Source organism: Deltaproteobacteria bacterium, assembly GCA_029210625.1.
In the GTDB taxonomy this organism is placed as follows: Bacteria; Myxococcota; Myxococcia; order SLRQ01; family SLRQ01; genus JARGFU01.
This window is the reverse complement of the sequence record JARGFU010000001.1, coordinates 460,563-482,865: the sequence shown is the minus strand read 5'-3', so window position 1 is coordinate 482,865 and position 22,303 is coordinate 460,563. Positions and strand designations below refer to the sequence as shown.

The window sequence follows — 22,303 nt, the reverse complement described above, 5'->3', positions numbered from 1 at the left end:
GTCGGTCAGCTCCCGGGAGGCTCGGGGAAGGGCTGGTCGAGGAGGGCCGCCACGGCGGCGGGATCCTCGAGGAAGGGGTTGTGACCGCAGCCGGGAACGACGACGGCGCGGGCGGCGGGCATCAGCGCGGCCATCTCCTCGGCGATCCGCTGGAACTTCGTGTCGAGCTCGCCCGCGGCGAGCAGGGTGGGGGTACGCACCTCGCCGAGGCGCGGCCAGAGGTCGGGCATCACCGAGACGCCCAGCGAGCGCATCGCGCCCGCGAGGTGGAGGGGATCGTGCGAGCGCCGCAGCGCCCGCTGGGTCAGCCGCATCTCCTCACTCTGGCTCAGGAAGATCGGCTGCCGCTCCCAGGCCTTCACGAAGGCCTCGATGCCTTTGGTCTCCAGCAGGTCGACCCACTTGTGATCCCACTGGGCGCGGGCCCAGCGCTCGTGACCCTCGGGCATCCCCGGCCGGCCGCCCACCAGGATCGCGCGGGCGACCTTCTCCGGGTGGCGGATCATCAGGCCCAGGCCGAGGCGCGCCCCCTGGGAGTAGGCCATCAGCACCACGGGCCTCCCCGCCGGCAGGCCCGCGGCGATCCGGTCGACGGCCTCTTCGAAGGTGTCCACCGCGGGCTCGTCCCCGTGGCCGGGCAGGAAGGGGGCGAGCTCCTCGCGGTCTTCCGGGAGATGCTCGCGCAGGGCGTCGAAGGAGGCCGGCGTCTGGGAGAAGCCGTGGAGCAGCAGCAGGGGATGGCTCATCAGGCGCTTCTATCTCGAAGTGCCGCGAGAAAGTCACGGGCCGCGTGCGCCGGGACGACGGCCTCGACGAGGCGCGAGCCCCCGCTCGCCGAGAGGGCGCCGGCCAGGGCGGCCCGATCCTCGACCCGGTGGTAGGCGAGGCCGAAGTGCGCGGCGGCCTGCTCGAAGGAGCGCGCCCCGGGCATCACGAGGTGCTGCTCGACGGCGGCGGAGAGCTCGGCGCGGGTCCCGGCGGGGAGCAGCTCGAAGATCCGGCCCCCGCCGTTGTTCGCGACGACGATCGTCACCGGCGCGGCGCTGCGTGCGGCGAGGCCGAGGCTGCCCAGGTCGTGGGCCAGGGAGAGATCGCCCAGCACGCAGACCACCGGCCGCCCGCTCGCGGCGGCCACCCCCGCGGCGCCGGCCACGGTGCCGTCGATGCCGCTGGTGCCGCGCTGGGTGTGCACCCGGCAGCGGGCCAGCGCGCCGGAGCCGCAGAGGTCGGCCATCCGCAGGGTCAGGCTGTTGCCCAGGTAGAGCTCGGCGCCGGCGGGCAGGTGCTCCAGCACCGTCCGCAGGGTGGCCGCCTCGTCGAGGACGCCCCGCGCCAGCACCCGCGCGAGCTGCTCGCCGGCCTGCCGGTCCGCGGCTCGCCAGCGCTCCAACCACCTGGAATCAGGGGCCTCCTCCTGAACCAGGATAGTTTCCAGGGCGGCCAGGCTCTCGCCGAGCGAGCCCTCGACGATCCCCGCGCAGCGGTTCTCGCCGTCCGCGGCGAACCCCTCGCCAAGCAGCCAGACCTCGCTCTCGAGGCGCCCCAGCCAGGCCGCGAAGCCCAGCGGAGAGGGCTCGGCCCCCAGGCGCAGGATCAGCCGGGGCTCGAGCTCCGCGGGGATCCCGCGGGCGAGGAGCGCGGGGAAGTGATCGATCCGCTCGTCACGGGCCTCGCCGTCGAGGCGCAGCTGGCTGCCCGCCTCGGCGGCGACGGGGTAGCCCGTGAGCTTCGCGAGGCGCCAGAGCGCGTCGCGGGCCGGGCCGGAGAGGTCGCGCAGCGCGCCGGCCACGATGAGCCCGCGGGGCTGCTGGCGGCAGCGTGCGGCCAGCAGCTCGAGGGCCTCGGGCGCGGGCCGCGGCGCGCCGGCGAAGAAGCGAGGCGGCGGCGGCAGGTCGAGCAGGCGCATCGCCCGCGCGCCGGTCGTCGGCTCCAGGGGCTTGCAGAAGGGGGCCACCACGTGGACCGGCCCCGGGCGGGGCGCCCGGGTCTCGAAGAGGGCGCGCGCGGCGAGGTGCGCCACCCCCCGCATCGCGTCGGGGTGGGGATCGGGCAGGCCGAGGAGGTGGGTTGCCCGGCAGACCTCCCGGAAGAGGGCGCCCTGATCGATCGTCTGGTGCGCGCCGCGGCCCTGGGCCTCGGGCGGACGGTCGGCGGAGATCACCAGGAGGGGGAGCTCGGCGTGGGCCGCCTCCAGGACCGCCGGGTGGTAGTGGGCCGCGGCGGAGCCCGAGGTGCAGATCAGGGCGGGCGCCTCGCCGCTCGCCCGGGCGAGGCCCAGGGCGAAGAAGGCGGCGCTGCGCTCGTCGACGATGTCGTGCAGCACCAGCCCGCCGGCCGCGGCCCGCTCGGCCGCCGCCAGCACCAGGGGGGTCGAGCGCGAGCCCGAGGAGATCACCACCTGGCGCAGCCCGCTGCGCTCCAGCGCGCCGAGCAGTACGTGGGCGTGGTGGCGGGCGAGGTCGCCCGCCTCCTCGGGGGCGTTCGCGGCGCGCCCGCCGGAGAGGCCGAGGGCGAAGGGGGGCTGGTAGCCCGGCGAGTCGGGCTGGGGCTGCTCGGCGGCCGTCGCGGAGAGGGTGAGGCCCGCCGGCGCGATGGTCCGCGCCTTCGCCGGCAGCGCGCCGGGCTGCATGGAGATGGGGCGGGTCATGGCGCCACCCCCAGCGCCTGGCAGAGGGCGCGCTCCTTGAGGCGGGTCTCCTCGTACTCGGCGTCGGCGCGCGAGCCCGAGACCACGCCGGCCCCGGCGAAGAGGTGGGCCTGCCGGCCGCGCAGGAGCCCCGAGCGCAGCCCCACGCAGAGCTCGCCCGAGCCCTCGGCGTCGAACCAGCCGATCGGCCCGGCGTACCAGCCGCGGTCGCGGCCCTCGCAGGCGCCGAGGATCGCGCGGGCCTCCTCGGTGGGCGTCCCCGCCACGGCGGGCGTGGGGTGCAGGGCCGCGGCGACCTCCAGGAGGTGCGCGTCGCGGGAGAGCAGCCCCTCGATGGGGGTATGCAGGTGCAGCACGTGGCGCAGCTGACGGACCTCGGGCACCTTGGCGATCTCGAGGATCGGGCAGAGCGGGGTCAGCGCCTGGCGGATCGCCTCGACCACGTACTCGTGCTCGGCGCGATCCTTCAGGCTGGTGCGCAGCCCCTCGGCGGCGCGCTCCAGGGCGCTGCTGCTCGCGCCGCGGCCGGGCACCCCGGCGGTGCCGGCCAGGGCGTCGACCTGCACCCGGCGCCGGTCGAGGCGGACCAGGCGCTCGGGGCTCGCGCCGACGAAGGCCGCCTGGGGCGCGCCCTCGCGGCGGGCGCTACGCAGCCCGAAGCAGAAGCAGTCCTGATGCTCGGCGGCGAGGCGGGAGAGGATCGCCCGGGCCGAGAGGGGCACGGGCAGATCGAGGACGCTCTCCCGGGCCAGCACCACCTTCGAGACCACGCCGCTGCCGATCGCCGCCTGCACCCGGTCGATCCAGTGGGACCAGGTCTCGCGGGGCAGCCGCTCGATGTGCGCGGGCCACAGGCCCTGGGGCGCCACCGGGGCGTTGGTCTCGAGGGCCTCGCGCAGGTGAGCGACGCGGGCCTCCAGGGCGCCGGGGTCGTCGTCCGGCCGGCGCACCACCACCAGCCGCGCCTCGCGGGTGCCGGGCAGGTAGGTGAAGCGGGGCAGGACGAAGCGGGCCGGGCCGAAGTCCTGCCAGAGCGAGGAGCGGCCGCCCTCGGGATCGAAGGCGAGGCCGCCGATCAGGCGCAGGCTCCCCTCGAAGGGCAGCTCGAGGCCGGCGAGGAGCTCCCGGGCCTGATCGGCCAGGGACTGGAAGCGGCTCCGTCCTCCGGCGGTGATCGCCAGGGCCTCGCCGACGCCGGAGAAGCGCTCGCCCGAGGGCGCGCGCCAGAAGGCCGCCGGCTCGTCGGGGAGGGCCTCCCAGAGGACGAGGGGATCGGCGAGGGGGACGGGGTGGGCCTCGAGGACGAGGCCGCCCGCGGCGTGCCGCGCCCGGGCCGCGGCGGGGCTCGCCTCGATCGGCGCCGCCTTCGCGCGGGGCGTGGGCCGGGGGGCGTGGGGGAGGACGCTCACGCTGCACCTCCTGCCGCGCGCCGGGCGTCGGGCTCGTGCCGGGGCATCACCGCGGCGGCGAGCGCGCCGAAGCGATCGAGGGGCACGGCCTGGGGGCCGTCCGAGCGGGCGTGGGCCGGGTCGGGGTGGGTCTCGAGGAGGAGGCCCGCCGCGCCGGCGGCGAGGCCCGCCCGGGCGAGGGGGGCGATCAGATCGCGGCGGCCGGCCGCGTGGGAGGGATCGACCACCACCGGCAGGCCGTGGACCTCCGAGAGGAGGGCGACCGCGCCGAGGTCGAGGGTGAAGCGCTGGCTGGGCTCGAAGCCCCGGATGCCGCGCTCGCAGAAGATCACGCCGGGGGCGCCGTGGTGCAGCAGGTACTCGGCCGCCAGCAGCCACTCCTCGATCGTGGCGGCCAGCCCGCGCTTGAGCAGCACGGGCTTCCTCGCCTCGCCCGCCGCCTTGAGCAGCGGGAAGTTGTGCATGTTGCGGGTGCCGATCTGCACGAGGTCGGCGAAGAAGGCCACGACCGGCACCTCCTCGGGGGCCATCGCCTCGGTGACGACGCCGAGGCCGTGCTCGTTCGCGGCCTCGCGGATCCACTTGAGGGCGCGCTCGCCGTGACCCTGGAAGGCGTAGGGCGAGGTGCGGGGCTTGAAGGCGCCGCCGCGCAGCAGGCCCACGCCCTGGGTCCCGAGCTCGCGAGCCACCTCGTGGATGCGGGCCTCGGACTCGATGCTGCAGGGCCCGGCCAGCAGCACCGGCGGGCGGCGGGCGCCGAAGGTCACCCGGCCGACCTCGAGGACGCGGGGCATGGCGTCGAGGGCGGGGTGGGGCGAGGCCGCGTGGTGGACCTCGGCGACCTCCTCGAGGGCGGCAATGAAGGCGATCGTCTCAGGGCCGGCGTGGGCCGAGTGGGCCTCGACCTGCAGGACCGTATGCCGCGGCCCCGGCGAGGCCGAGGACCAGAGGCCCAGGCGGGCGAGCTCGCCCTGCACGCGCTTGGCGTCCGCCCCCTCGATCAGGGAGATGAGGAGCGCGCTCACGACAGCCGCTCCACCGCCTTCTCGGCGTGACGGGCCAGCTCGAGGCGGGCATCGCAGAGGGGGAGCTGCTCCAGGCTGGCCTTGGCCTCGTCGACCAGCTCGCGGGCGCGCGCCACGCAGGGCTCGACGCCGTGCTCGGCGACCAGCCGCAGGGCGTCGGCCAGGGTGCTCTCCGGGGCGTCGCCCGAGAGGAGCTGCGCCACCACCTCGCCGCGCTCGGGGCCGAGGGCGTCGAGGGCCTCGACCACCGGCAGGCTGGGCACGCCGGCCAGCAGGTCCAGGCCCGGGCGCTTGCCGGTGCGGGCCTCCTCCCCGATGACGTCGAGGAGGTCGTCGGCGATCTGGAAGGCCAGGCCTACCGACTCGCCAAAGGCGGCCAGGGCGGCGACCTGCGCCTCGGGGGCGCCGGCCGCGCGGGCGCCGAGCTCGAGGGCCGCGGCGAAGAGGGCGCCGGTCTTGGAGGTGGCGTAGTGGAGGTAGCGGTCGCGGTCCACGCCGGGATCGCGGGTCAGCTCGACCTCCATCGCCTCGCCCACCGCGACCCGCTCGGCCGCGCGGGCCAGGGCGCTCACCGCGGCCGGGTCGCCCGGCGAGGTGATGTGCATCAGGCAGCGGGCCAGGAGCAGGTCACCGGAGAGGACCGCCTCCTTGGGGCCGAAGCGCCGGTAGGCTGCCTCCTGCCCGCGCCGGAGGGTCGCGCCGTCGATGAGGTCGTCGTGGAGCAAGGTGGCCGTGTGGAGGTACTCCACCGCGGTGGCGTAGACCCCGCAGGTGGGCCAGCCCTCGGCGTCTCCGCCGCAGGCCTCGTGGGCGAGGTAGACCAGCTGGGGCCGCACCCGCTTTCCGCCCGCGGCGATCGCCTCCCGCGCCACCTCCCCGAGCACCCCCGGGGCCAGCGCGAGGTCGCGCCGCATGTGGTCCTCGAGGACGGTGAGCGGATCGGGCGGCGTCGGGGTCGACTTCGAGGCCTGGGCCAGGGCGGGGGACATGCTGCCTCCGGGAAAAGGGGTTCGCCCCTTGCCCAGAGCAAGGTCGGGACCACCCTCGTGCGCACGCACGCGCACGCGATCTCGCGCACTTGCGCGCCCCGCGAGCTCCTCCGCTGTCACCGCCGTCGACGGCGGGTGTCAACGGCGTTGACGGTTCCCCTGGGGGGCTACTGCGCCGCCGCCGTCGTGAAGCTCCAGCGGAAGGGCTCCGCGGGGATGCCCGCCTCGTCCTGGAAGTTCTTGAACCTCTCCGAGTTCAGCCAGATCACGTAGGTCTTCCCCGGCTCGAGCGTCGCCTCGATCGAGTTCTTCGTGAAGCTCTCGTCGAAGGAGGGCTCGCCGATCGGCGCGGGGAAGTCGGCCTTCGGCTCCATCACCCAGGACCAGCCCTTGTCCTTCATCTTGCGATCGAAGGTGGCGGTGAGGGTGGTCTTGCCCGGCGGGACGTCGACGGCGCCGTTGGCCGGCGAGGTGGCGGTGACCTTCGGGGCGTCGACCTTCGCGGCGGGCGCCGCGTCGGGGGCGCCCTCACCGGCCTTCGCCTCACCCTTCGTCCGGAAGGTCCAGCGCACCGGCACCAGCACGTTGCCCGAGACGTCGGCGAAGTTCGAGAACTCCTTGCTGTTGAGCCAGATGACGTACTCCCTGCCCGGCTCCAGCGTCACCGGCACCGTGTTGATCCGCCCGGTGGGATCGAACTTTGGCTCGCCGCCCAGCTTCGGGGCCGTCTCCGGGCTCTCCTGCACCCAGGACCAGCTGCTCCCCTTCATCGACTCGTTGAAGGTGACCTTCAGCTCCTTCAGCGCCGGATCCACATCCGTCGCCCCGATGGGCGGAGAGAGCTTCACCACCTCCGGCGGCGTCGTGTCGGCCTCCGGCCCCGAGGGGCAGCCGGCGATCAGCAGGAGGGGAGCGAGCAGGGCGAGCAGGTGGTGGTTCATCGGGAGACTCCTTGGGGGGCAGGTGTGCCCTCGCTTCTTCCCGTCGTCAATGCCTCATCAGGGTGAGAGCGCGGCGATCCGTTGCTGCACCTGGGTGCGGCATCGGTCGTCGGGGCAGAGCCCCAGGACGCGCTGGAAAGTCGAGCGAGCCTCGCCCTGCTGGCCGCTCTTGAGCAGCGCCAGCCCGAGGTTGTAGGTGATGCTGAAATTGGCTGGCTCGACGTCCAGAAGATCCCGGTAGAGGGGGATCGCCTCGGCGAAGCGGCCCGCGCTGTGTAGGCACAGGGCCAGATCACCCCGGAGTCGCACGGCGGCGGGATCGAGGGCGATGGCGCGCTGGAGCAACTCCACGCCCTGATCCGCCTGGCCCCGTGCAGTCGCGATCCGGCCCAGGCCCGCCAACACCCGGGCCGGGGGCTGCTCCATGTTCTGGAGGTAGGGCAGATAGATGGCCTCGGCCTCGGCCAGGCGGCCCATCTTCTCGTAGACCTCGGCGAGCTCGATGTTCATCTCTCCCTTCGAAAGGAACCGGGGGTCGTCGCTGTCGATGATGCGCTGGAGCTCCCTGGCGGCCAGCTCGAACTTGCCCTGCCGGTGGTGCAGCCGGGCCAGAACCGAGAGCCCACCGACTCGCTCCGGGCAGAGCTCGGTGGAGCGCAGCGCGGACTGCTCTGCTTCCTCGAGGCGCCCCTCGGCGGCCAGCGCCTCGGCGTGGCTCATCCAGCCGTCGCAACTCTCCGGGTGCTTGCGGGTGGTGTTCTCCCAGAGGGCAGTGCTGGTGCGCCAGACACCATTTTGCCCGAGGGTCACCACGAGCAGGGTCCCCAGGATCGCGCCGGAGCCGAGGCGGAAGGGGAGCGGGTTCGCCTCCCTCTCTCGCAGGCGGATCTCGAGAATCTGCAGGCTCGTCGCGGCGGCCAGGGCTACACCCACCATCGCCAGGTAGAGGCGGCGCTCGGCGGCCACCATGTTGAGGGCAATGAACGAGGAGGTGGGTGCCAGCGCAAAGGCGAACCAGGCCGCCCCGAGGGTCACCCCTGGCGCCCTGCGACGAAGCAGGAACGCACCGGTGATCACTCCGACGATCACGAGCGCCGAGAGGAGAAACACTCCCGAGGACACACTCTCGATGGCAGGCACGTGCCGGTAGAGGGCGAGGTCATCGGGCCAGACCAGCGAGCGCAGGTAGCCGGCAACCGCGACGGTTTGCACCAGCAGGTTGTCGCCCATGCTCCGCAGGCGTTGACCTCCTCCGGAGGAGGTCGAGGTGAAGCGCAAGGCGATGGGGACCAGCGATAGCAGGAGGATCGGCAGGACGAGGGGGAGGTCCCGACGCAGGCCGCGCCTCCAGGTGGCGCCGTCCAGGTAGAGGCCGGTGGCGATCAGCAGGCCCACGATCACCGGCGCGCTCTCCTTGGAGCCGAAGGCGGCGAGCGTGAATATCCACGAGAGGATCACCCAGCGGTCGATCCGGGGCCTTCCCTCGCTCGGCCGTACGGCTCGATGGCGCAGGTAGGCCAGGACGGCGGCGACCAGGAAGAGCGTGAGGAAGAGGGAGGAGCGGGCGTTGATGTAGTCGACCGCCTCCGTCTGGATGGGATGCAGGGCGAAGAGCAGGGCACCAGCGGCCGCCGGCCAGCGGGCGCTGGCTTCACCAGGCGCGCGGACCTGGAGGAGCGAGAGCAGGAGCAGGAAGACCATCGCCGAGGTCAGCGCGTGGGCGCCGACGTTCGTGAGGTGGTAGGGGCGAACCTCGAGCCCACCCATGGCGTGGTTCAGGGCGAAGCTGACCATCACCAGCGGCCGGTAGATCCGCGAGTCCTCCGAGGAGGAGGAGAGCCCGGGATCCACGAAGAAGCGCGGGAGGTTCCCGAGATCCCGGACGGCCAGATTGTCGACGAGGTGGTGACGGTCGTCGAGGTGGAAGGCCCCGTCCAGCGAGTTCGCATAGGCCACGCACGCCGCCAGGGCCACGCACGCCGCCAGCAGCCAGCGCCGGTCCGGGAGCACCGGCCCGGGCACGATCAGGCCTTCACCACCCGGGACCGCGGAGCATCGACGCGGGCCATGGCGTTGCGAGTGTCGACGACCAGCTTCGTCTCCGCGCCCACCAACCCGTAGTCGACGTCGCGGTGATCGGTGACGATCAGCACCAGGTCGGTGGCCTGCAACCGGGCTGCGTCCAGATCGACCGACCGCCGCTCCCGCTTGTGCTTCCGGGAGGGCTTCAGGAGCGCCACGTGGGGGTCGTGGAACTGAACTTCCGCGCCCTTCTCCTCGAGCAGCTTCATGATCGGCAGCGCCGGGGACTCGCGCATGTCGTCCACGTCGGGCTTGTAGGCCACGCCGAGCACCAGCACTCGCGAGCCCTTGAGGGCCTTGCCCTCGTCGTTCAGCGCGTCGGTGCAGCGGTCGACCACGTAGGCGGGCATGGCGTTGTTGATCTCGCCGGCCAGCTCGATGAAGCGGGTCGAGATCCCGAACTCCCGGGCCTTCCAGGTCAGGTAGAAGGGGTCAATCGGGATGCAGTGGCCGCCGAGGCCCGGCCCCGGCGTGAAGCGCATGAAGCCGAAGGGCTTGGTGGCCGCCGCGTCGATGACCTCCCAGACGTCCATCTCCATCTTGTCGCAGAGCACCTTCAGCTCGTTGACCAGGGCGATGTTGATGGCCCGGAAGACGTTCTCGTAGATCTTCGCCATCTCGGCGACCTGCGCCGAGGAGACCGGGATGACCTCGTCGAGGGCGAGGCGGTAGAGGGCCGTCGCGGCCTCGCAGGTCGGCGCGTCGAGACCGCCCACCAGCTTGGGGATCCGCTGGGTGTCGAAGTCCGGGTTGCCCGGATCCTCGCGCTCGGGGCTGTAGGCCAGGAAGAGCTCCTCGCCGACCTTCAGGCCGCTGCCCTCCTCAAGGAGGGGCCAGAGCAGGTCCCGGGTGGTGCCCGGGTAGGTGGTCGACTCGAGGATCACCAGCTGCCCCGGGCGCAGGTGAGGCGCCAGGGCCCTCGCCGTGCCCTCCACGTAGCTCATGTCGGGCTCGCGGTGGCGGGTCAGGGGCGTGGGCACGCAGAGCAGGAGGGCGTCGCACTCGCCGGCCCGGCCGTAGTCGGTGGTCGGGGAGAGCATCCCGGCGCCGACGAGCTCGCCGAGATCCTCCACCGGCAGGTGTTCCAGGTAGGAGCGGCCGGCCTCGAGCGCCTCGATCTTCTTCGGATCGATGTCGAAGCCGACGACCTTCACGCCCTTGCGGGCGAAGGTGAGGGAGAGGGGCAGGCCGACGTAGCCGAGGCCGACGACGCCGACGACTGCCTTGCCTGATGCGATGCGGGAGGAGAGTTCGTCTCGGGCGTGGCTCACGGGGGTTTCGTCCCACGGGGCCTGGGGCCGGTCAAGGCGATGAACGCGAGAGCCCGATACTCGGCCGTGGTGGCCAAGACGGTCCGGCCAAGCGTAGTCTCGGCCGGCCTCGCGGGGGGAGGCTGGAGAGCTTCGAGATGAAGAGACACTTCGAGAGCGGTTCGAAGGGAGCGCGGACGTGGCAGGCCAGGCTGGTGCTCGGGATGTCTCTCGTCCTTGCCGCAGGATGTCCTCGGGAGGAGAGGCCGGAGGCGACCCGGCAGGCGGCTCAGGAGGTCAGGTCTCCTGCCGCGACGAAGACACCCCGAGATATCCTCCTCGTCACCCTCGATACCGCCCGCGCCGATCACTTCGGCCACGCCGGCTCGGACGTCGCCACTCCGAACATCGACGCGCTGGCCCGGGAGGGGGTTGCCTTCCTCCAGGCGGTCGCACCGACGCCTACCACGCTCCCCTCCCACTCCTCGCTCATGACCGGCCGGATCCCACCGCAGCACGGCGTGCGGACGAACGGGACCTTCAAGCTCGGTGAGGAAGAGGAGACCCTCGCCGAGCGCCTGAAGGCGGCGGGCTGGAAGACGGGGGCCTTCGTCGCAGCCTCGGTGCTCGATCGGAAGTACGGGCTCGACCAGGGCTTCGACGCCTACGATGACGACGTGGGGATCGCCGGAGGCTCGGGGCTCTTCCAGTATCCGAGGCGGGACGGCCGGGTCGTGGTCGAGCGCGCCCTCACGTGGCTGGGGGCGCAGGCCGAGACCCAGCCGACCTTCGTCTGGGTCCACCTCTTCGATGCCCACGCACCCTACGAGGCTCCCGAGCCCGAGCGCAGCCGCTACCCGGGGCGCCCCTATGCGGCGGGGATCGCCTATGTCGATCGCGTCGTCGGCGAGCTCGTCGCAGGCTACCGCAGGCTCGGCCGCTACGATCGGGCCGCGATGGTGATCACCTCGGATCACGGGGAGAGTCTGGGCGAGCACGGTGAGGCCACGCACAGCGTCTTCATCTACGATGCGACCCAGAGGATCCCCCTGGTGTTGCGGGGTCCTGGGCTGCCGGGCGGCCGCCAGGTGGAGACGCAGGCACGCCTGATCGATGTGATGCCCACGCTCCTCGCGCTGGCCGGCCTCGAGGTCCCGGCGCGCGTTCGGGGTCGTGACCTGCGTGGGCTGATCGAGGGGTCGGACCAGGAAGAGCCGGCCTACATCGAGAGCTGGGTGCCGCGGCTGCAGTACGGATGGCACGAGCTGACCGGGCTGCGGACCGGTGGATGGAAGCTGATCTCCGGGAGCGAGGACGAGCTCTACGACCTGAAGGGCGATCCCCGGGAGAAGGAGAACCTCTTCAGCGTACAGAAGGAGAAGGGCGAGAAGCTCCGAGGCCTCCTGGGGAAGCTCACGCGGGCGCCAGCAGGAGAGGAGGCTGCGCTCGAGCTGGATCCGGGCACCCGCGAGGAGCTCGGCGCCCTCGGGTACATCTGGGTGGACATGTCCCAGGTCCAGGAGAAGCCAGATGCGCCGCTCCTGGATCCGCGGGTGGGGATCGTGATTCAGGGAAGGATGGACCGGGCCGACGGCCTGTACACCGCCGGGCGCCGCGAGCAGGCCTTCGAGCTCTACCGCGCGGTGCTCGCCGAGAACCCCGCCAACGACTTCGCTGCCAGACGCTTCGGCGATCTGCTGGTCCTGTCCCGTGGCTGTGAGGAGGCGGTGAAGGTCTACGATCGTCTCCTGGCCCGCGCCGGGTCCGAGGATGCGCGCGGGGCGCTCCTGAACCTCGGCCGGTGCTTCCGCTCCAGCGGCAGCCCCGATCGGGCGATGCGGTGGATCGAGCGTGCCGCCGAGGCGTTCCCGGACGATCGGGAGGTGCGCCAGGAGCGCTGGCTGATCCTCCGGGCCACCGGGCGAGATGCCGTCGTGGCGAGAGAGGCGCGGGCCGCCGTTGGAGAGGACGCGCTCGACGGCGCGGCACAGGCCGAGGTTGCGCTGGCGATCCTGACCGAGGAGGGAGAGGCGGCCATGGTCGCGTACCTCGAGTCAGCTCTCGAGAAGGCGCCGGAGAGCACGGAGCTGCACTTCCTCGTCGCCACTCACTTCCTGAAGGCGGGACGCCTCCCCGAGGCCGACGCTGCCTACCGGAAGGTGCTGGCGCTCAAGGCGGATCATGAGGGAGCTCTGATCTCCCTCGGGCGGATGCTCCTCGACGCGAATCGGATCGCCGAGGCGCACGCTCTCCTCGAGGTCCAGGAGGGCTCACCCCTGGCCACCGCGAAGGTGCTGGCTCAGCTCGCCGAGGCCAAGGCCCGCTCGAATCGGTTGGAGGACGCAGTGCCCGTCGCGAAGCGGGCCGTCGACATCGATCCGGGCTCGGTCGAGGCCTGGCGTGCGCTCGGATCCATCCAGCTCAACCGGGGTGCCGTCTCCGAAGCCATCGCTGCCTATGAGCGCGCGCTCGCGCTCGCTCCGAAGGACGAGACCACTCGCGCGAACCTCGCCACGGCCCGCAAGTTCGCGGCGGGTGCGAAGGCCTCAGGGCGCTGAGGCTTCGAGGGCGCGGGCGTCGGCCTCGCGCCCAAGGCGACGGTAGATCTTCACGAGGCCCTCTCGCAGGTCCGGATCCTCCGGATGTTCGATTCGGGCCCGCTCGAGGGCGGCCGCGGTCGCCGGCAGCCCCTTGTCTCCCTCTCGCGCGAGGATGAGGAAGAGGCGCGCCTCGCCGTCCTTCGGATCCGCCGCGAGCGCGGCCTCGGCCTCGGTGATGGCTGCCGCACGCCGGCCGGTGCTGAAGAGGATGTTCCAGCGATTGCCCCGGGCGGCATGGTGCCCGGGGTCGAGCTCCACCGCTCGACCGAAGGCTGCCTCGGCGTCCTCCAGCTGCCGGAGCTGGACGAGCAGCTGACCGAGGTTGTGATGGAGCGAGGCGTCTGGCGGGGAGAGCGTGATCGCCTCCCTCAGGGCTCTGGCAGCTTCCGGTAGCCTGCCCAGCGCACGCAGCGCGGCTGCTCTGCTGCGTGCGGCGATGGCATTGCGTGGCTCGGCCGCGAGGATCTCCTCGTAGATCGACAGGGCCCCGGCCCAGTTCCCCCGGGCTGCGGCCGAATCACCGTCGGAGAGGCGGTTGAGCGTTCCGATTCGATCCCGAGGATCGGCGAGGGGCGCCGTCTCGCTGGCCGGTCCGGGGTCGTGCCAGACATAACCGAGCGCCCCGAGCTCCTCCTGGGTGGCGGAATCCGGTGCCAAAGACTCCTCGGACGAGGGAGGACGGTGCTCGAGCTCGAGGTGGGCTCGCAGCTTCTCGGCGACCTCGGAGCCCTTCACTTCCAGCCCCTTTCGCTCCGCGGGATCCGCCTCGAGATCGTAGAGCTCTTCGACGGCGCCGCGCACCAGCTTCGACGTCCCGGAGCGGGCCGCGACCAGAGGATGCCAGCCATACTGCAGTCTGGGAGCGTAGCTCTCCATGAGGAGGATGCGTTCGGGGAGCCCCTCTCCCCGCAAGGCCGGGCCGAGGTCGATTCCGTCTGCGCCCTCGAGGCGCGGAAGCTCCAGGGCCGCGAGCAGGGTCGGTGCGAGGTCAGCGAGCTGGATCGGCGCATCGATGCGAAGACCACCGGCGGTGCCGGGCAGCCGCAGGATCAGGGGGACGTGCTGGGTCGCCTGATAGAGAAAAATCCCGTGGGTGCGCTCACCATGCTCACCCAGGCTCTCGCCGTGGTCGGAGGTCAGGGCGATCACGGCTCGCTGGTAGCGCCCCAGGCGCCGGTAGCCCTCCAGGAGTCGCCCCACCAGGTGGTCGATCCACTCGATGCATCGGCCGTAGTCGGTGGTGGCCCGGGAGATCCCTGGCGCCTTCGGACAGGCGTAGGGGTGGTGAGCATCGAAGAGGTGCACCCAGGCGAAAGTGGGTCTCTCCTCGGGCTGCGCCTCCAGCCAGCGGGCCGCCGCGGCGATCACAGCGGTGCCGGGACGCTGGGCGTTTCCCCAGACGCCGGCCTGGGCGTGGTCGCCGACCTCGTCGTCGTAGTGATCGAAGCCATCGTCCAGGCCGAAGCGGGCGTCGAGGACCGCCGCAGCGAGGAAGGCTCCGGTGGTGTAACCCGCCGCCTTCAGGCGCTCGGCCAGGGTGGGGAGGGCATCGTCCCACTGGTAGGCTCCATTGACCCGAAGGCGGTGGTGCTCGGGCAGGCGTCCCGTGAGGATCGTCGCGTGGGAGGGGAGGGTCAGGGGGACCGGCGCCTGGGCGTTGGTGAAGAGCGCACCCTCTCGGGCCAGGGTTGCGAAGACCGGGGTCGAGGCCAGGCGGGCCTCGGACGAGGTGGCGTCGGTCGAGAAGTGGTCGGCCCGGGCAGTGTCCAGGGTGATGAGGAGGACATCCGGCGCGCGCGATGCAGCGGGCGCCGGAGCCGAGGGTCCGGGGCTCCTGGAGGTCGGCTCGCTCTTCGGGCAGGCGGCCGTGGCGAGGAAGAGTCCGAGAAGGACCGAGGCGCGCAGAATCCTTTGAGGCATGGGTCTCTCCGCGGCTCTCAGTTCCGAGCACCCAGCAGCCAGTGCCCCAGCGGCTCGAAGACCTGGGCCCGGGCGTGATTCGAGACGAAGAGGTCGGCGTGAGCAAACCAGGTCTCGTCGTCCCCGACCTCCAGCAGCTCGACCGACCCGTGATCGACGATCTTCTTCACCGAGAGCGCTGCCTCGGGAGTGACGATGCCGTCCGCGTTGGCGAGGATGCAGAGGATGGGGAGCTCGAGGCCGGTGAGGGCCTCGGAGGCGTTCACGCCCTCGACCACCAGGTCTTTCTTCACCACCCAGCTGGCGATCTGCCGGTTGAGCTCCGGGTTGGGGTCCTCGACCGTGAGCACCAGCTCGTCGGCGGCCTCCATGTCGATGATCGAGGCGTTCATGTAGATCGCCGCGAGCTTCGGGAGGCGCTTGATGAGGGGCATCGCGGTGGCGGCCAGCTTGCGGGTGCCGGCCATGGGGATGCTGCCGACCAGCCGGGGGCTGCCGAAGGCGACCCGCAGCAGAGGGTGGATCTTGTCCCAGCGCAGGGGGCCACCCACCGCCACCATGCTCTGCAGGGGATGATCGTCCCGGTGGTGGGCGAGGTAGGCGTAGACCAGCGAGGCGCCCAGGGAGCAGCCGATGGGGGTGAGGGTGTTGGCCTCGGTCTTCGTCCGCTCGAGGACGGTCTGGAAGGTGACCGGCAGATCGGTCAGCGCCAGCTCGGGGAAGCCGTAGCGCCGCCGGCCCGAGAGCCGGGCGCTGCGGCCCTGACCCCGCAGGTTCGCGGCCCAGACCTCGAAGCCGCGGCCGCAGAGGTGCTCGGTGAGTGACTCGCCGGTGGGGTGGTAGGTCAGGGGGTGGGTGTTCATCCCGTAGCCCGGGATCATCACCAGGGGAGCGAGCTTCGGGTCGAAGGCCTCGGGGTCACGGAAGACGCAGAGATCCAGCAGCCATCCGTCGCCCGTATCCGGCGCGTAGCACTCGTGGGGGAGCTTCTCGCGGGCGTATCCCATCCGGGCAGCCTACCCCAAACGCGGCACCTGCTCCCCTGCTTCGACCAGGGTCCTTCGCTGACGCGAGTTTCTCGGATAGGTTGCCCGGCCGTGGACACCCCCACCGAACCTTTCGCACCCCTGAACGACACCGAGCTTGCCGTCCCGGTAGGCGGAACCCTCTGCGTCATCCTCCCGGCCCTGAACGAGGAGGCCACCCTCGGAGAGGTCATCGACCGCATCCCCGCGATCGACGGGCTCGAGGTGAAGGTCATCGTGGTGAACGACGGCTCCACCGACCGCACTCCGGAGATCGCCCTGGAGAAGGGCGCTCAGGTGATCTCTCACTCCCGCCCTCGCGGGGTCGGTGCGGCCTTCCACTCGGGCATCGAGGCGGCCCTCGAGGCCGGCGCCGACTACGTGGTCAACATCGACTCGGACGGGCAGTTCTCCCCCGAGGACATCCCCAAGCTGCTCGAGCCGGTACGCCGGGGTGAGGCCGACTTCGCCACCTGTTCCCGCTTCAAGGACAAGGCGCTCGTCCCCCAGATGCCGGTGGTCAAGCGCTTCGGCAACGCGGCGGTGGCCTGGATCGTCAGCAGCCTGATCGGCAAGCGCTTCTACGATGTGGCCTGTGGGTTCCGGGCGTTCCATGCCGATGCGGTGATGCGCCTCAACCTCTTCGGGGAGTTCACCTACACCCAGGAGACCTTCATCGATCTCGCATTCAAGGGCCTGAAGATCGTCGAGGTGCCCCTGAAGGTGAGGGGCGAGCGGGAGTACGGCGAGAGCCGCGTGGCCTCCAGCATCCTGCGCTACGCGAAGAACACCTCCCGGATCATCCTCTCGACCTTCAAGGACTACCGGCCCTTCACCTTCTTCTTCGCGCTCTCCGGGCTCTTCGGGACCCCGGGGCTGGGCCTGGCCTCCTTCTTCGTCTGGCACTTCCTCTCGACCGGCCACTTCTCCCCTCACCTCTGGGCGGGCTTCCTGTCGGGAGCCCTGCTGGGGACCTCCCTGGTCTTCCTGGTCATCGCCATCACGGTCGAGTCCCATGCCCGTCTGCGCCTGACCCTCGAGCGGACCCTCTATTTCCAGAAGAAGCAGTATTACGAGGGTTTACGGTCGAACAGGCCCTGATTTCGGATCAAATACCTGGACGACTAACGAGTAAGTTTGCTACTCGATAGCCGTGCTGGACGCGATCATCGGCTCCAAGACCCGCATCGGGATCCTGGTCAAGCTCTTCCTGAACCCGGCCACCCGCGCCTACCTGCGGCAGCTGGCCACCGAGTTCGACGTGAGCACCAACGCCGTGCGCACCGAGCTGAACTCCCTCACCGAGCACGGCCTGCTCACGAGCGAGAAGGACGGCCGGAGCATCTACTACCGGGCCAACCGGAAGCACCCCCTCTTTCCGGAGCTCGCCTCCGCCGTCCGCAAGATGACCGGCATCGACAGCCTGGTCACCTCGGTGATCGAGCGCCTCGGCGAGCTCGAGAGCGCCTGGCTGGTCGGCGATTATGCGGAGGGCAAGGACACCGGCGTCATCGACGTCGTCCTCGTCGGCCAGATCGACCAGCAACAGCTCCAGGACGTCATTGCCAAGACCGAGCGCTACATCCAGCGCAAGATCCGTCCCCTCATCATCACCGCGGGGGAGTTCGAGGCCTTCCGCGATCAGGGCACGCTGGGCAGCGTGATGTGCCTCTGGTCGAGGGAGTCCGGGACCGTCTCCGCCATCGACACCAAGGAGCAGGAGTCGTGAAGCTCAAGGGCATCATCCTCGCTGGCGGCCTCGGCAGCCGCCTCGACCCGCTGACCAAGGCCACCAACAAGCACCTCCTCCCGGTCGGGCGCGAGCCCATGCTCTTTCACCCCATCCGGCAGATGGCCTCGGCGGGCATCGACGAGATCCTGGTGGTCACCAGCACCGAGCACATGGGTGACGTCGTTCGTTGCCTGGGCAGCGGCGCGGTCTTCGGGGTCTCCCTCACCTACCGGGTGCAGGAGACCGCCGGCGGCATCGCCCACGCCCTGGCCCTGGCCGAGAACTTCATCGGCGACGACCGGATGTGCGTCATCCTCGGGGACAACGTCTTCGAGCGCACCATCGCCCCCTACGCCGATGCCTTCCGGAAGCAGGAGAAGGGTGCGCGGGTGCTGCTGAAGGAGGTCGGGGATCCCGAGCGCTACGGGGTCGCCGCCCTCGACGAGCACCAGGTCATCGAGATCGAGGAGAAGCCGGCCCAGCCCAAGTCGTCGCTCGCCGTGGTGGGCCTCTACTTCTATGGCGCCGAGGTCTTCGAGATCATCCGGGGCATCGAGGCCTCGGATCGCGGGGAGCTCGAGATCAGCACCGTGAACAACGTCTACATCGAGCGCAAGGAGCTCGAGTACGACGTCTGCCGGGGCCGCTGGACCGACGCGGGCACCTTCGAGTCGCTGGCCGAGGCCAACCAGATCCTCCTCTCGAACGCCAACGAGATCCTCCTCCATGAGCAAGCCTGAATCGAAGCCCGACTTCATCGTCTTCGGCGCGCCCCTCATCGGGGAGGAGGAGATCGAGGAGGTCGTCGCGACCCTGCGCTCGGGCTGGATCGGCACCGGTCCGAAGGTGAAGCGCTTCGAGGGTGAGTTCGCGCGCTACAAAGGAGTCGAGGACGCCGTCGCCGTGGCCTCATGCACTGCCGCGCTCCACCTCTCGCTCCTGGACGCCGGGATCGGGCCGGGGGACGAGGTGATCACCACGCCGCTGACCTTCTGCGCCACGGTCAACGCGATCCACCACACGGGGGCGACCCCGGTGCTCGTGGACGTCGACCCGGTGACCCAGAACATCGATCCGGCGAGGGTGGCCGAGGCCCTCACCCCCAAAACGAAGGCGATTTTGCCGGTCCACTTCGCCGGGCGCCCCTGCGAGATGGACGCCCTCACCACGCTCGCCGAGGACGCGGGGCTGCTCCTCATCGAGGACTGCGCCCACGCGATCGAGACCGAGTACCACGGCCGCAAGGCCGGCACCTTCGGGTCCTACGGCTGCTTCTCCTTCTACGCGACCAAGAACCTCTCCACCGCCGAGGGTGGGATGATCCTCGCCGCCGACCCGGAGCGGATGGCGCGCCTCCGGCAACTGGCCCTCCACGGCATGTCCAAGGACGCCTGGAAGCGCTTCGGCGGCGAGGGCTTCCGGCACTACCAGGTGGTCGAGTTCGGCTGGAAGGCCAACATGACCGACCTCCAGGCCTCCATGGGTGTCCACCAGCTGGCCCGCCTGGAGGAGTGCTACCTCCGCCGGCAGGAAGTCTGGAGCCGCTACGACCAGGGCCTGGCCGGACTGCCCCTAGGCACTCCGGCGCCTCCGGACGAGGACACCCGCCACGGCCTCCACCTCTACACGATCCGCGTCGACGAGGAGGCCTGCGGGCTCTCCCGGGACGCGCTCCTCGATGCGCTCACCGCGCGGGGGGTCGGCACCGGCGTCCACTACCTCTCGGTCGCCGAGCATCCGGTCTATCAGGAGCGGCTCGGCTGGAAGGCCGAGGAGTGGCCGGAGGCCCTGCGCATCGGCCGGCAGACCCTGAGTCTCCCCCTCTCGGCCAAGCTCACCGACAGCGAGGTCGAGCACGTCCTCTGGGCGGTGAAGGACGCGCTGGCCGGCGCTTGAAGTCGAGTGAAGTCGTGCACCTCTGCATCATCACCAGCTCCTACCCCCTGAACCCCGAGGACTCGCGGGCCGCCGCGGGGCTCTTCGTGCAGGACTTCGCTCTGGCCGTGCACGAGCTGGGGCACGAGGTGACGGTGCTGACCCCCGACAAGCGACCGGGCCAGAAGGTGAGCGCCCCGGGGATCAGCGTGGAGTGGTTCCCCTGGCTCGGCGGGGCCAAGACCCTCTCCTCGATGAAGCCCTGGCAGCCCCTCGACGCGGCCTCCATGGCGAGCCTCTTCCCCGCGGGGATCTGGGCGCTCGAGCGGCTCCATCGCGAGCGGCCCATCGATCGGGTGCTGGCCATGTGGGCGGTGCCCTCGGGCTTGCTGGCGAGCTGGCTCAAGCACCGGGCCGGTGTGCCCTACGACACCTGGTGCCTGGGCTCGGACATCTGGACCTACGGCAAGCTCCCGGGCCTCCGCCGGGCGGTCGCCGCGGTCCTGCGCGACAGCGACCGGGTCTTCGCCGATGGCCTGAAGCTCGGCCGGGACGCCGCGGCCCTCGGAGGGGTCGAGGTCGACTTCCTGGCCAGCAGCCGCCGGCTGCCCCGCCCCGAGGTGATGCCCGAGGAGAGAGAGGGCTTCGCCTTCGTCGGCCGCTATGCCGAGGTGAAGGGGGTCGACGTGCTCCTGCGAGCGATGCGCCGCTACCTCGACGCCGGGGGCACCCAGAGCCTGACCCTCCACGGCGGTGGTCCAGAGGAGGCTACCCTGCGCTCGCTGATCGACGAGCTGCGCCTGGGTGAGCACGTCACCCTCGGCGGCTTCGCCGACGAGGCCCGAGTGGTCGAGCTCTTCTCGTCGGCCCGCTGCGTCGTCATCCCCTCCCGGATGGAGAGCCTCCCGGTGGTCCTCTCCGACGCCGCCCAGCTCGGAGCACCGGTGATCGTCACCGAGGTGGGCGACATGGGTGAGCTGGTCTCCCGTCACGGAGCCGGAAGGGTGGTGGACGCCGAGGACGAGGCAGGACTCGCGGAGGCCATGCTGGAGATGGAGCGCGGAGATTCCGCCGACTTCGAGGCCGGCGTCGCCAGTCTTGCCGCCGAGCTCTCCATCGAGACCTCGGCGCGGAGTCTTGCTGGTCAGTGGTCTGCAAAGAACAAGGAGAGGGCCCAGTGAAGATCCTGTTCAGGAAGCTCAGGCATCTCGCCGGACTGAGCGCAACTCTCTGCCCCCTTCCGGGTCTCCGGATGCGGCTTTTCCGCTTTTCCGGCGTTCAGATTGGAGCGGACTCCTACGTGAACATGCAGGTCCGGATGATCCTCGATCTGGAGGCTGGAGCCACAGTGGTGATCGGCCGGAGAAATGGGATCGCGCCGGGCGTCGTGTTGGCGGCCTCCTCGAACCCCAACAAGAGCAGGGTGGCCGAGTTCATGCCAGGCAAGAGCGAGACTATCTGTCTCGAGGACGACGTCTGGATCGGGGCCAATGCCGTGATCCATCCAGGTGTCACGATCGGTCGAATGTCGGTGATTGGTTCGGGTTCTGTCGTGACCAAAGATGTGCCGGCCGGAAGTGTGATGGCCGGGGTTCCTGCCAGATTGATCCGGAAGTTGCCCATCTAGAGGCGGTTTCGAGAGGCAGTCAAACCGCACTTTGATGCAGGAGTCAGTTTCATGAAGATCACGGTCCCTCATTTCGTTCGGTTGCTGGAGTTCCGGCGAGACCTGCCGTTTCCCAAGACGGTCACGATCGACACCACGAACTTCTGCAATCTCAAGTGCTCGATGTGCGCGCACAAGGAGATGCAGCGGGAGCAGGGAAGAATGGAATGGGGGCTCTACACCAAGATCATCGACGAGATCGCGGCGAAGGCTCCGGATACCAGGGTGTTGCTGGCCTTCTTCGGCGAGCCGTTGTTACTGAGGAAGCATGATGAAGGTCGAGAGGACCTTCGCTCGATCGACTCGATGATTCGATATGCCAAGGATGCCGGGTGCGAGGATGTTGCCATCAACACCAATGGAGTGTTGCTCGATTCTGAGATGGCGCACCGTTTGACCGGGGCCGGCCTCGATCGAATGTACGTCGGTATCGATGCTACGACATCGGAGACCTACGACAAGGTGAGGGTCGGGGGGGTCTACTCGGAGGTCGTGGCTAACGTCCGGAACTTCCTGGAACTGCAGCAAAAGCAACCTGGAAATAGACGCTGCTATGTGCAGGTGCAGTTCATAGAGATGGACGAGAACGCCCATGAACTCGAGGGCTTCATCAAGTTGTGGAAAGGTAGTGGTGCTGACATCAAGGTCCGGAAGAAGGTGACCTGGACCGGCATGGTTGATGCGGTCTCGGGAGGTGCCGAGAAGGGGGACCGTCACCTCTGCTACTGGGCGATGAATACGTTGGCGATCACCCACGTGGGTGATGTGACCATGTGCTCGGCTGATCCGGAGGCCCGATTCGTTGCTGGAAACGTGCGGGAGCAGAGCCTCGAAGAGGTCTGGACAGGGAGAATGAAGGAGTTGCGACAGCAACACCGACGTGGAGAGTGGGGCGCGCTTCCTTTTCCCTGCAACGACTGCGACGACTGGTCTGTTTCGTTCGATGACGAGTATGAGATTGAACTGGGAATAGAGGGGTTGAGGCGGTTGATCGGGTTGGTCAGGCGGAAACTCGGCAGGCAATAGGCGGTCTCGCGTGAGTGATTCGAGTGCTTGGGCGATCGAGGTGGCATCGCCACGTGATTCGAGATGGGGGGGGTTGCTGGAGCGGGGCCCGCATCTGGTCTTCCATGAGCCGAGGT

18 protein-coding genes are annotated in these 22,303 nt (G+C 70.4%); 8 read left to right on the top strand and 10 right to left on the bottom strand.

Annotated features, from left to right (window positions below; genetic code table 11):
- Nucleotides 1-5: 5 nt before the first annotated feature.
- The 8 genes from P1V51_02040 to P1V51_02005 all read right to left on the bottom strand — a co-directional run bounded on the left by P1V51_02040 (nt 6) and on the right by P1V51_02005 (nt 10,364).
- Nucleotides 6-746 carry an alpha/beta fold hydrolase gene (locus P1V51_02040; GenBank protein MDF1561792.1) on the bottom strand — a complete coding sequence of 247 codons (741 nt, stop codon included), beginning with the start codon at nt 744-746 and terminating at the stop codon, nt 6-8.
- Nucleotides 746-2,647: a 2-succinyl-5-enolpyruvyl-6-hydroxy-3-cyclohexene-1-carboxylic-acid synthase gene (menD, locus tag P1V51_02035; protein MDF1561791.1), complete on the bottom strand. Its 1,902-nt coding sequence runs from the start codon at nt 2,645-2,647 to the stop codon at nt 746-748. The genes P1V51_02040 and menD overlap by 1 nt, the downstream gene beginning before the upstream one ends.
- On the bottom strand, nt 2,644-4,056 hold the full coding sequence (locus tag P1V51_02030; GenBank protein ID MDF1561790.1) for an isochorismate synthase: 1,413 nt from the start codon (nt 4,054-4,056) through the stop codon (nt 2,644-2,646). Before P1V51_02030 ends, menD begins: the two co-directional genes overlap by 4 nt.
- Nucleotides 4,053-5,081 (bottom strand): 3-deoxy-7-phosphoheptulonate synthase, encoded by a 1,029-nt coding sequence (aroF, locus tag P1V51_02025; protein MDF1561789.1) that lies wholly within the window; start codon nt 5,079-5,081, stop codon nt 4,053-4,055. Before aroF ends, P1V51_02030 begins: the two co-directional genes overlap by 4 nt.
- Complete coding sequence (locus P1V51_02020) at nt 5,078-6,070, bottom strand: polyprenyl synthetase family protein (protein MDF1561788.1); 993 nt, start codon at nt 6,068-6,070, stop codon at nt 5,078-5,080. The genes aroF and P1V51_02020 overlap by 4 nt, the downstream gene beginning before the upstream one ends.
- Nucleotides 6,071-6,237: 167 nt before the next feature.
- Complete coding sequence (locus tag P1V51_02015; GenBank protein MDF1561787.1) at nt 6,238-7,011, bottom strand: Ig-like domain-containing protein; 774 nt, start codon at nt 7,009-7,011, stop codon at nt 6,238-6,240.
- A 57-nt stretch (nt 7,012-7,068) separates the two neighbouring features.
- Nucleotides 7,069-9,033 carry a tetratricopeptide repeat protein gene (locus P1V51_02010; GenBank protein MDF1561786.1) on the bottom strand — a complete coding sequence of 655 codons (1,965 nt, stop codon included), beginning with the start codon at nt 9,031-9,033 and terminating at the stop codon, nt 7,069-7,071.
- 2 nt (nt 9,034-9,035) lie between these two features.
- Entirely contained in the window at nt 9,036-10,364 is a 1,329-nt protein-coding gene (locus P1V51_02005; GenBank protein MDF1561785.1) for a nucleotide sugar dehydrogenase, read from the bottom strand.
- 203 nt (nt 10,365-10,567) lie between these two features.
- Between P1V51_02005 and P1V51_02000 the strand changes: the two genes are divergently transcribed.
- Nucleotides 10,568-12,901 carry a sulfatase-like hydrolase/transferase gene (locus P1V51_02000; GenBank protein MDF1561784.1) on the top strand — a complete coding sequence of 778 codons (2,334 nt, stop codon included), beginning with the start codon at nt 10,568-10,570 and terminating at the stop codon, nt 12,899-12,901.
- Here P1V51_02000 and P1V51_01995 read toward each other — a convergent pair.
- Both P1V51_01995 and P1V51_01990 read right to left on the bottom strand, forming a co-directional pair.
- Nucleotides 12,890-14,863, bottom strand: a complete 1,974-nt coding sequence (locus tag P1V51_01995; protein MDF1561783.1) for a sulfatase-like hydrolase/transferase — start codon at nt 14,861-14,863, stop codon at nt 12,890-12,892. The two genes, P1V51_02000 and P1V51_01995, sit on opposite strands and share 12 nt — an antisense overlap.
- A 17-nt stretch (nt 14,864-14,880) precedes the next feature.
- Nucleotides 14,881-15,870, bottom strand: a complete 990-nt coding sequence (locus P1V51_01990) for an alpha/beta fold hydrolase (GenBank protein ID MDF1561782.1) — start codon at nt 15,868-15,870, stop codon at nt 14,881-14,883.
- Nucleotides 15,871-15,960: 90 nt separating this feature from the next.
- On the opposite strand from P1V51_01990, the gene P1V51_01985 reads away from it, so the two are divergent.
- The 7 genes from P1V51_01985 to P1V51_01955 are packed head-to-tail and all read left to right on the top strand — an operon-like array spanning nt 15,961 to nt 22,187.
- Nucleotides 15,961-16,989, top strand: coding sequence for a glycosyltransferase (locus P1V51_01985; GenBank protein ID MDF1561781.1), 1,029 nt, complete (start codon nt 15,961-15,963; stop codon nt 16,987-16,989).
- Nucleotides 16,990-17,041: 52 nt separating this feature from the next.
- On the top strand, nt 17,042-17,617 hold the full coding sequence (locus tag P1V51_01980) for a winged helix-turn-helix domain-containing protein (GenBank protein MDF1561780.1): 576 nt from the start codon (nt 17,042-17,044) through the stop codon (nt 17,615-17,617).
- A complete protein-coding gene (locus P1V51_01975) occupies nt 17,614-18,360 on the top strand; it encodes a sugar phosphate nucleotidyltransferase (GenBank protein ID MDF1561779.1) in 747 nt (248 codons plus the stop codon). The genes P1V51_01980 and P1V51_01975 overlap by 4 nt, the downstream gene beginning before the upstream one ends.
- Entirely contained in the window at nt 18,347-19,516 is a 1,170-nt protein-coding gene (locus tag P1V51_01970; GenBank protein MDF1561778.1) for a DegT/DnrJ/EryC1/StrS family aminotransferase, read from the top strand. Before P1V51_01975 ends, P1V51_01970 begins: the two co-directional genes overlap by 14 nt.
- Nucleotides 19,513-20,676, top strand: coding sequence for a glycosyltransferase (locus P1V51_01965; protein MDF1561777.1), 1,164 nt, complete (start codon nt 19,513-19,515; stop codon nt 20,674-20,676). Before P1V51_01970 ends, P1V51_01965 begins: the two co-directional genes overlap by 4 nt.
- Nucleotides 20,673-21,122 (top strand): DapH/DapD/GlmU-related protein, encoded by a 450-nt coding sequence (locus tag P1V51_01960; protein MDF1561776.1) that lies wholly within the window; start codon nt 20,673-20,675, stop codon nt 21,120-21,122. Before P1V51_01965 ends, P1V51_01960 begins: the two co-directional genes overlap by 4 nt.
- A gap of 51 nt (nt 21,123-21,173) precedes the next feature.
- Nucleotides 21,174-22,187, top strand: coding sequence for a radical SAM protein (locus P1V51_01955; protein MDF1561775.1), 1,014 nt, complete (start codon nt 21,174-21,176; stop codon nt 22,185-22,187).
- Nucleotides 22,188-22,303 lie beyond the last annotated feature (116 nt).

Coding starts and splice junctions, on each gene's coding strand:
- P1V51_01955 (MDF1561775.1), top strand. CDS start 21,174: ATGAAGATCACGGTCCCTCATTTCGTTCGGTTGCTGGAGTTCCGGCGA.
- P1V51_01970 (MDF1561778.1), top strand. CDS start 18,347: ATGAGCAAGCCTGAATCGAAGCCCGACTTCATCGTCTTCGGCGCGCCC.
- P1V51_02020 (MDF1561788.1), bottom strand. CDS start 6,070: ATGTCCCCCGCCCTGGCCCAGGCCTCGAAGTCGACCCCGACGCCGCCC.
- P1V51_02040 (MDF1561792.1), bottom strand. CDS start 746: ATGAGCCATCCCCTGCTGCTGCTCCACGGCTTCTCCCAGACGCCGGCC.
- menD (MDF1561791.1), bottom strand. CDS start 2,647: ATGACCCGCCCCATCTCCATGCAGCCCGGCGCGCTGCCGGCGAAGGCG.
- P1V51_02015 (MDF1561787.1), bottom strand. CDS start 7,011: ATGAACCACCACCTGCTCGCCCTGCTCGCTCCCCTCCTGCTGATCGCC.
- P1V51_02000 (MDF1561784.1), top strand. CDS start 10,568: ATGTCTCTCGTCCTTGCCGCAGGATGTCCTCGGGAGGAGAGGCCGGAG.
- P1V51_01995 (MDF1561783.1), bottom strand. CDS start 14,863: ATGCCTCAAAGGATTCTGCGCGCCTCGGTCCTTCTCGGACTCTTCCTC.
- P1V51_01990 (MDF1561782.1), bottom strand. CDS start 15,870: ATGGGATACGCCCGCGAGAAGCTCCCCCACGAGTGCTACGCGCCGGAT.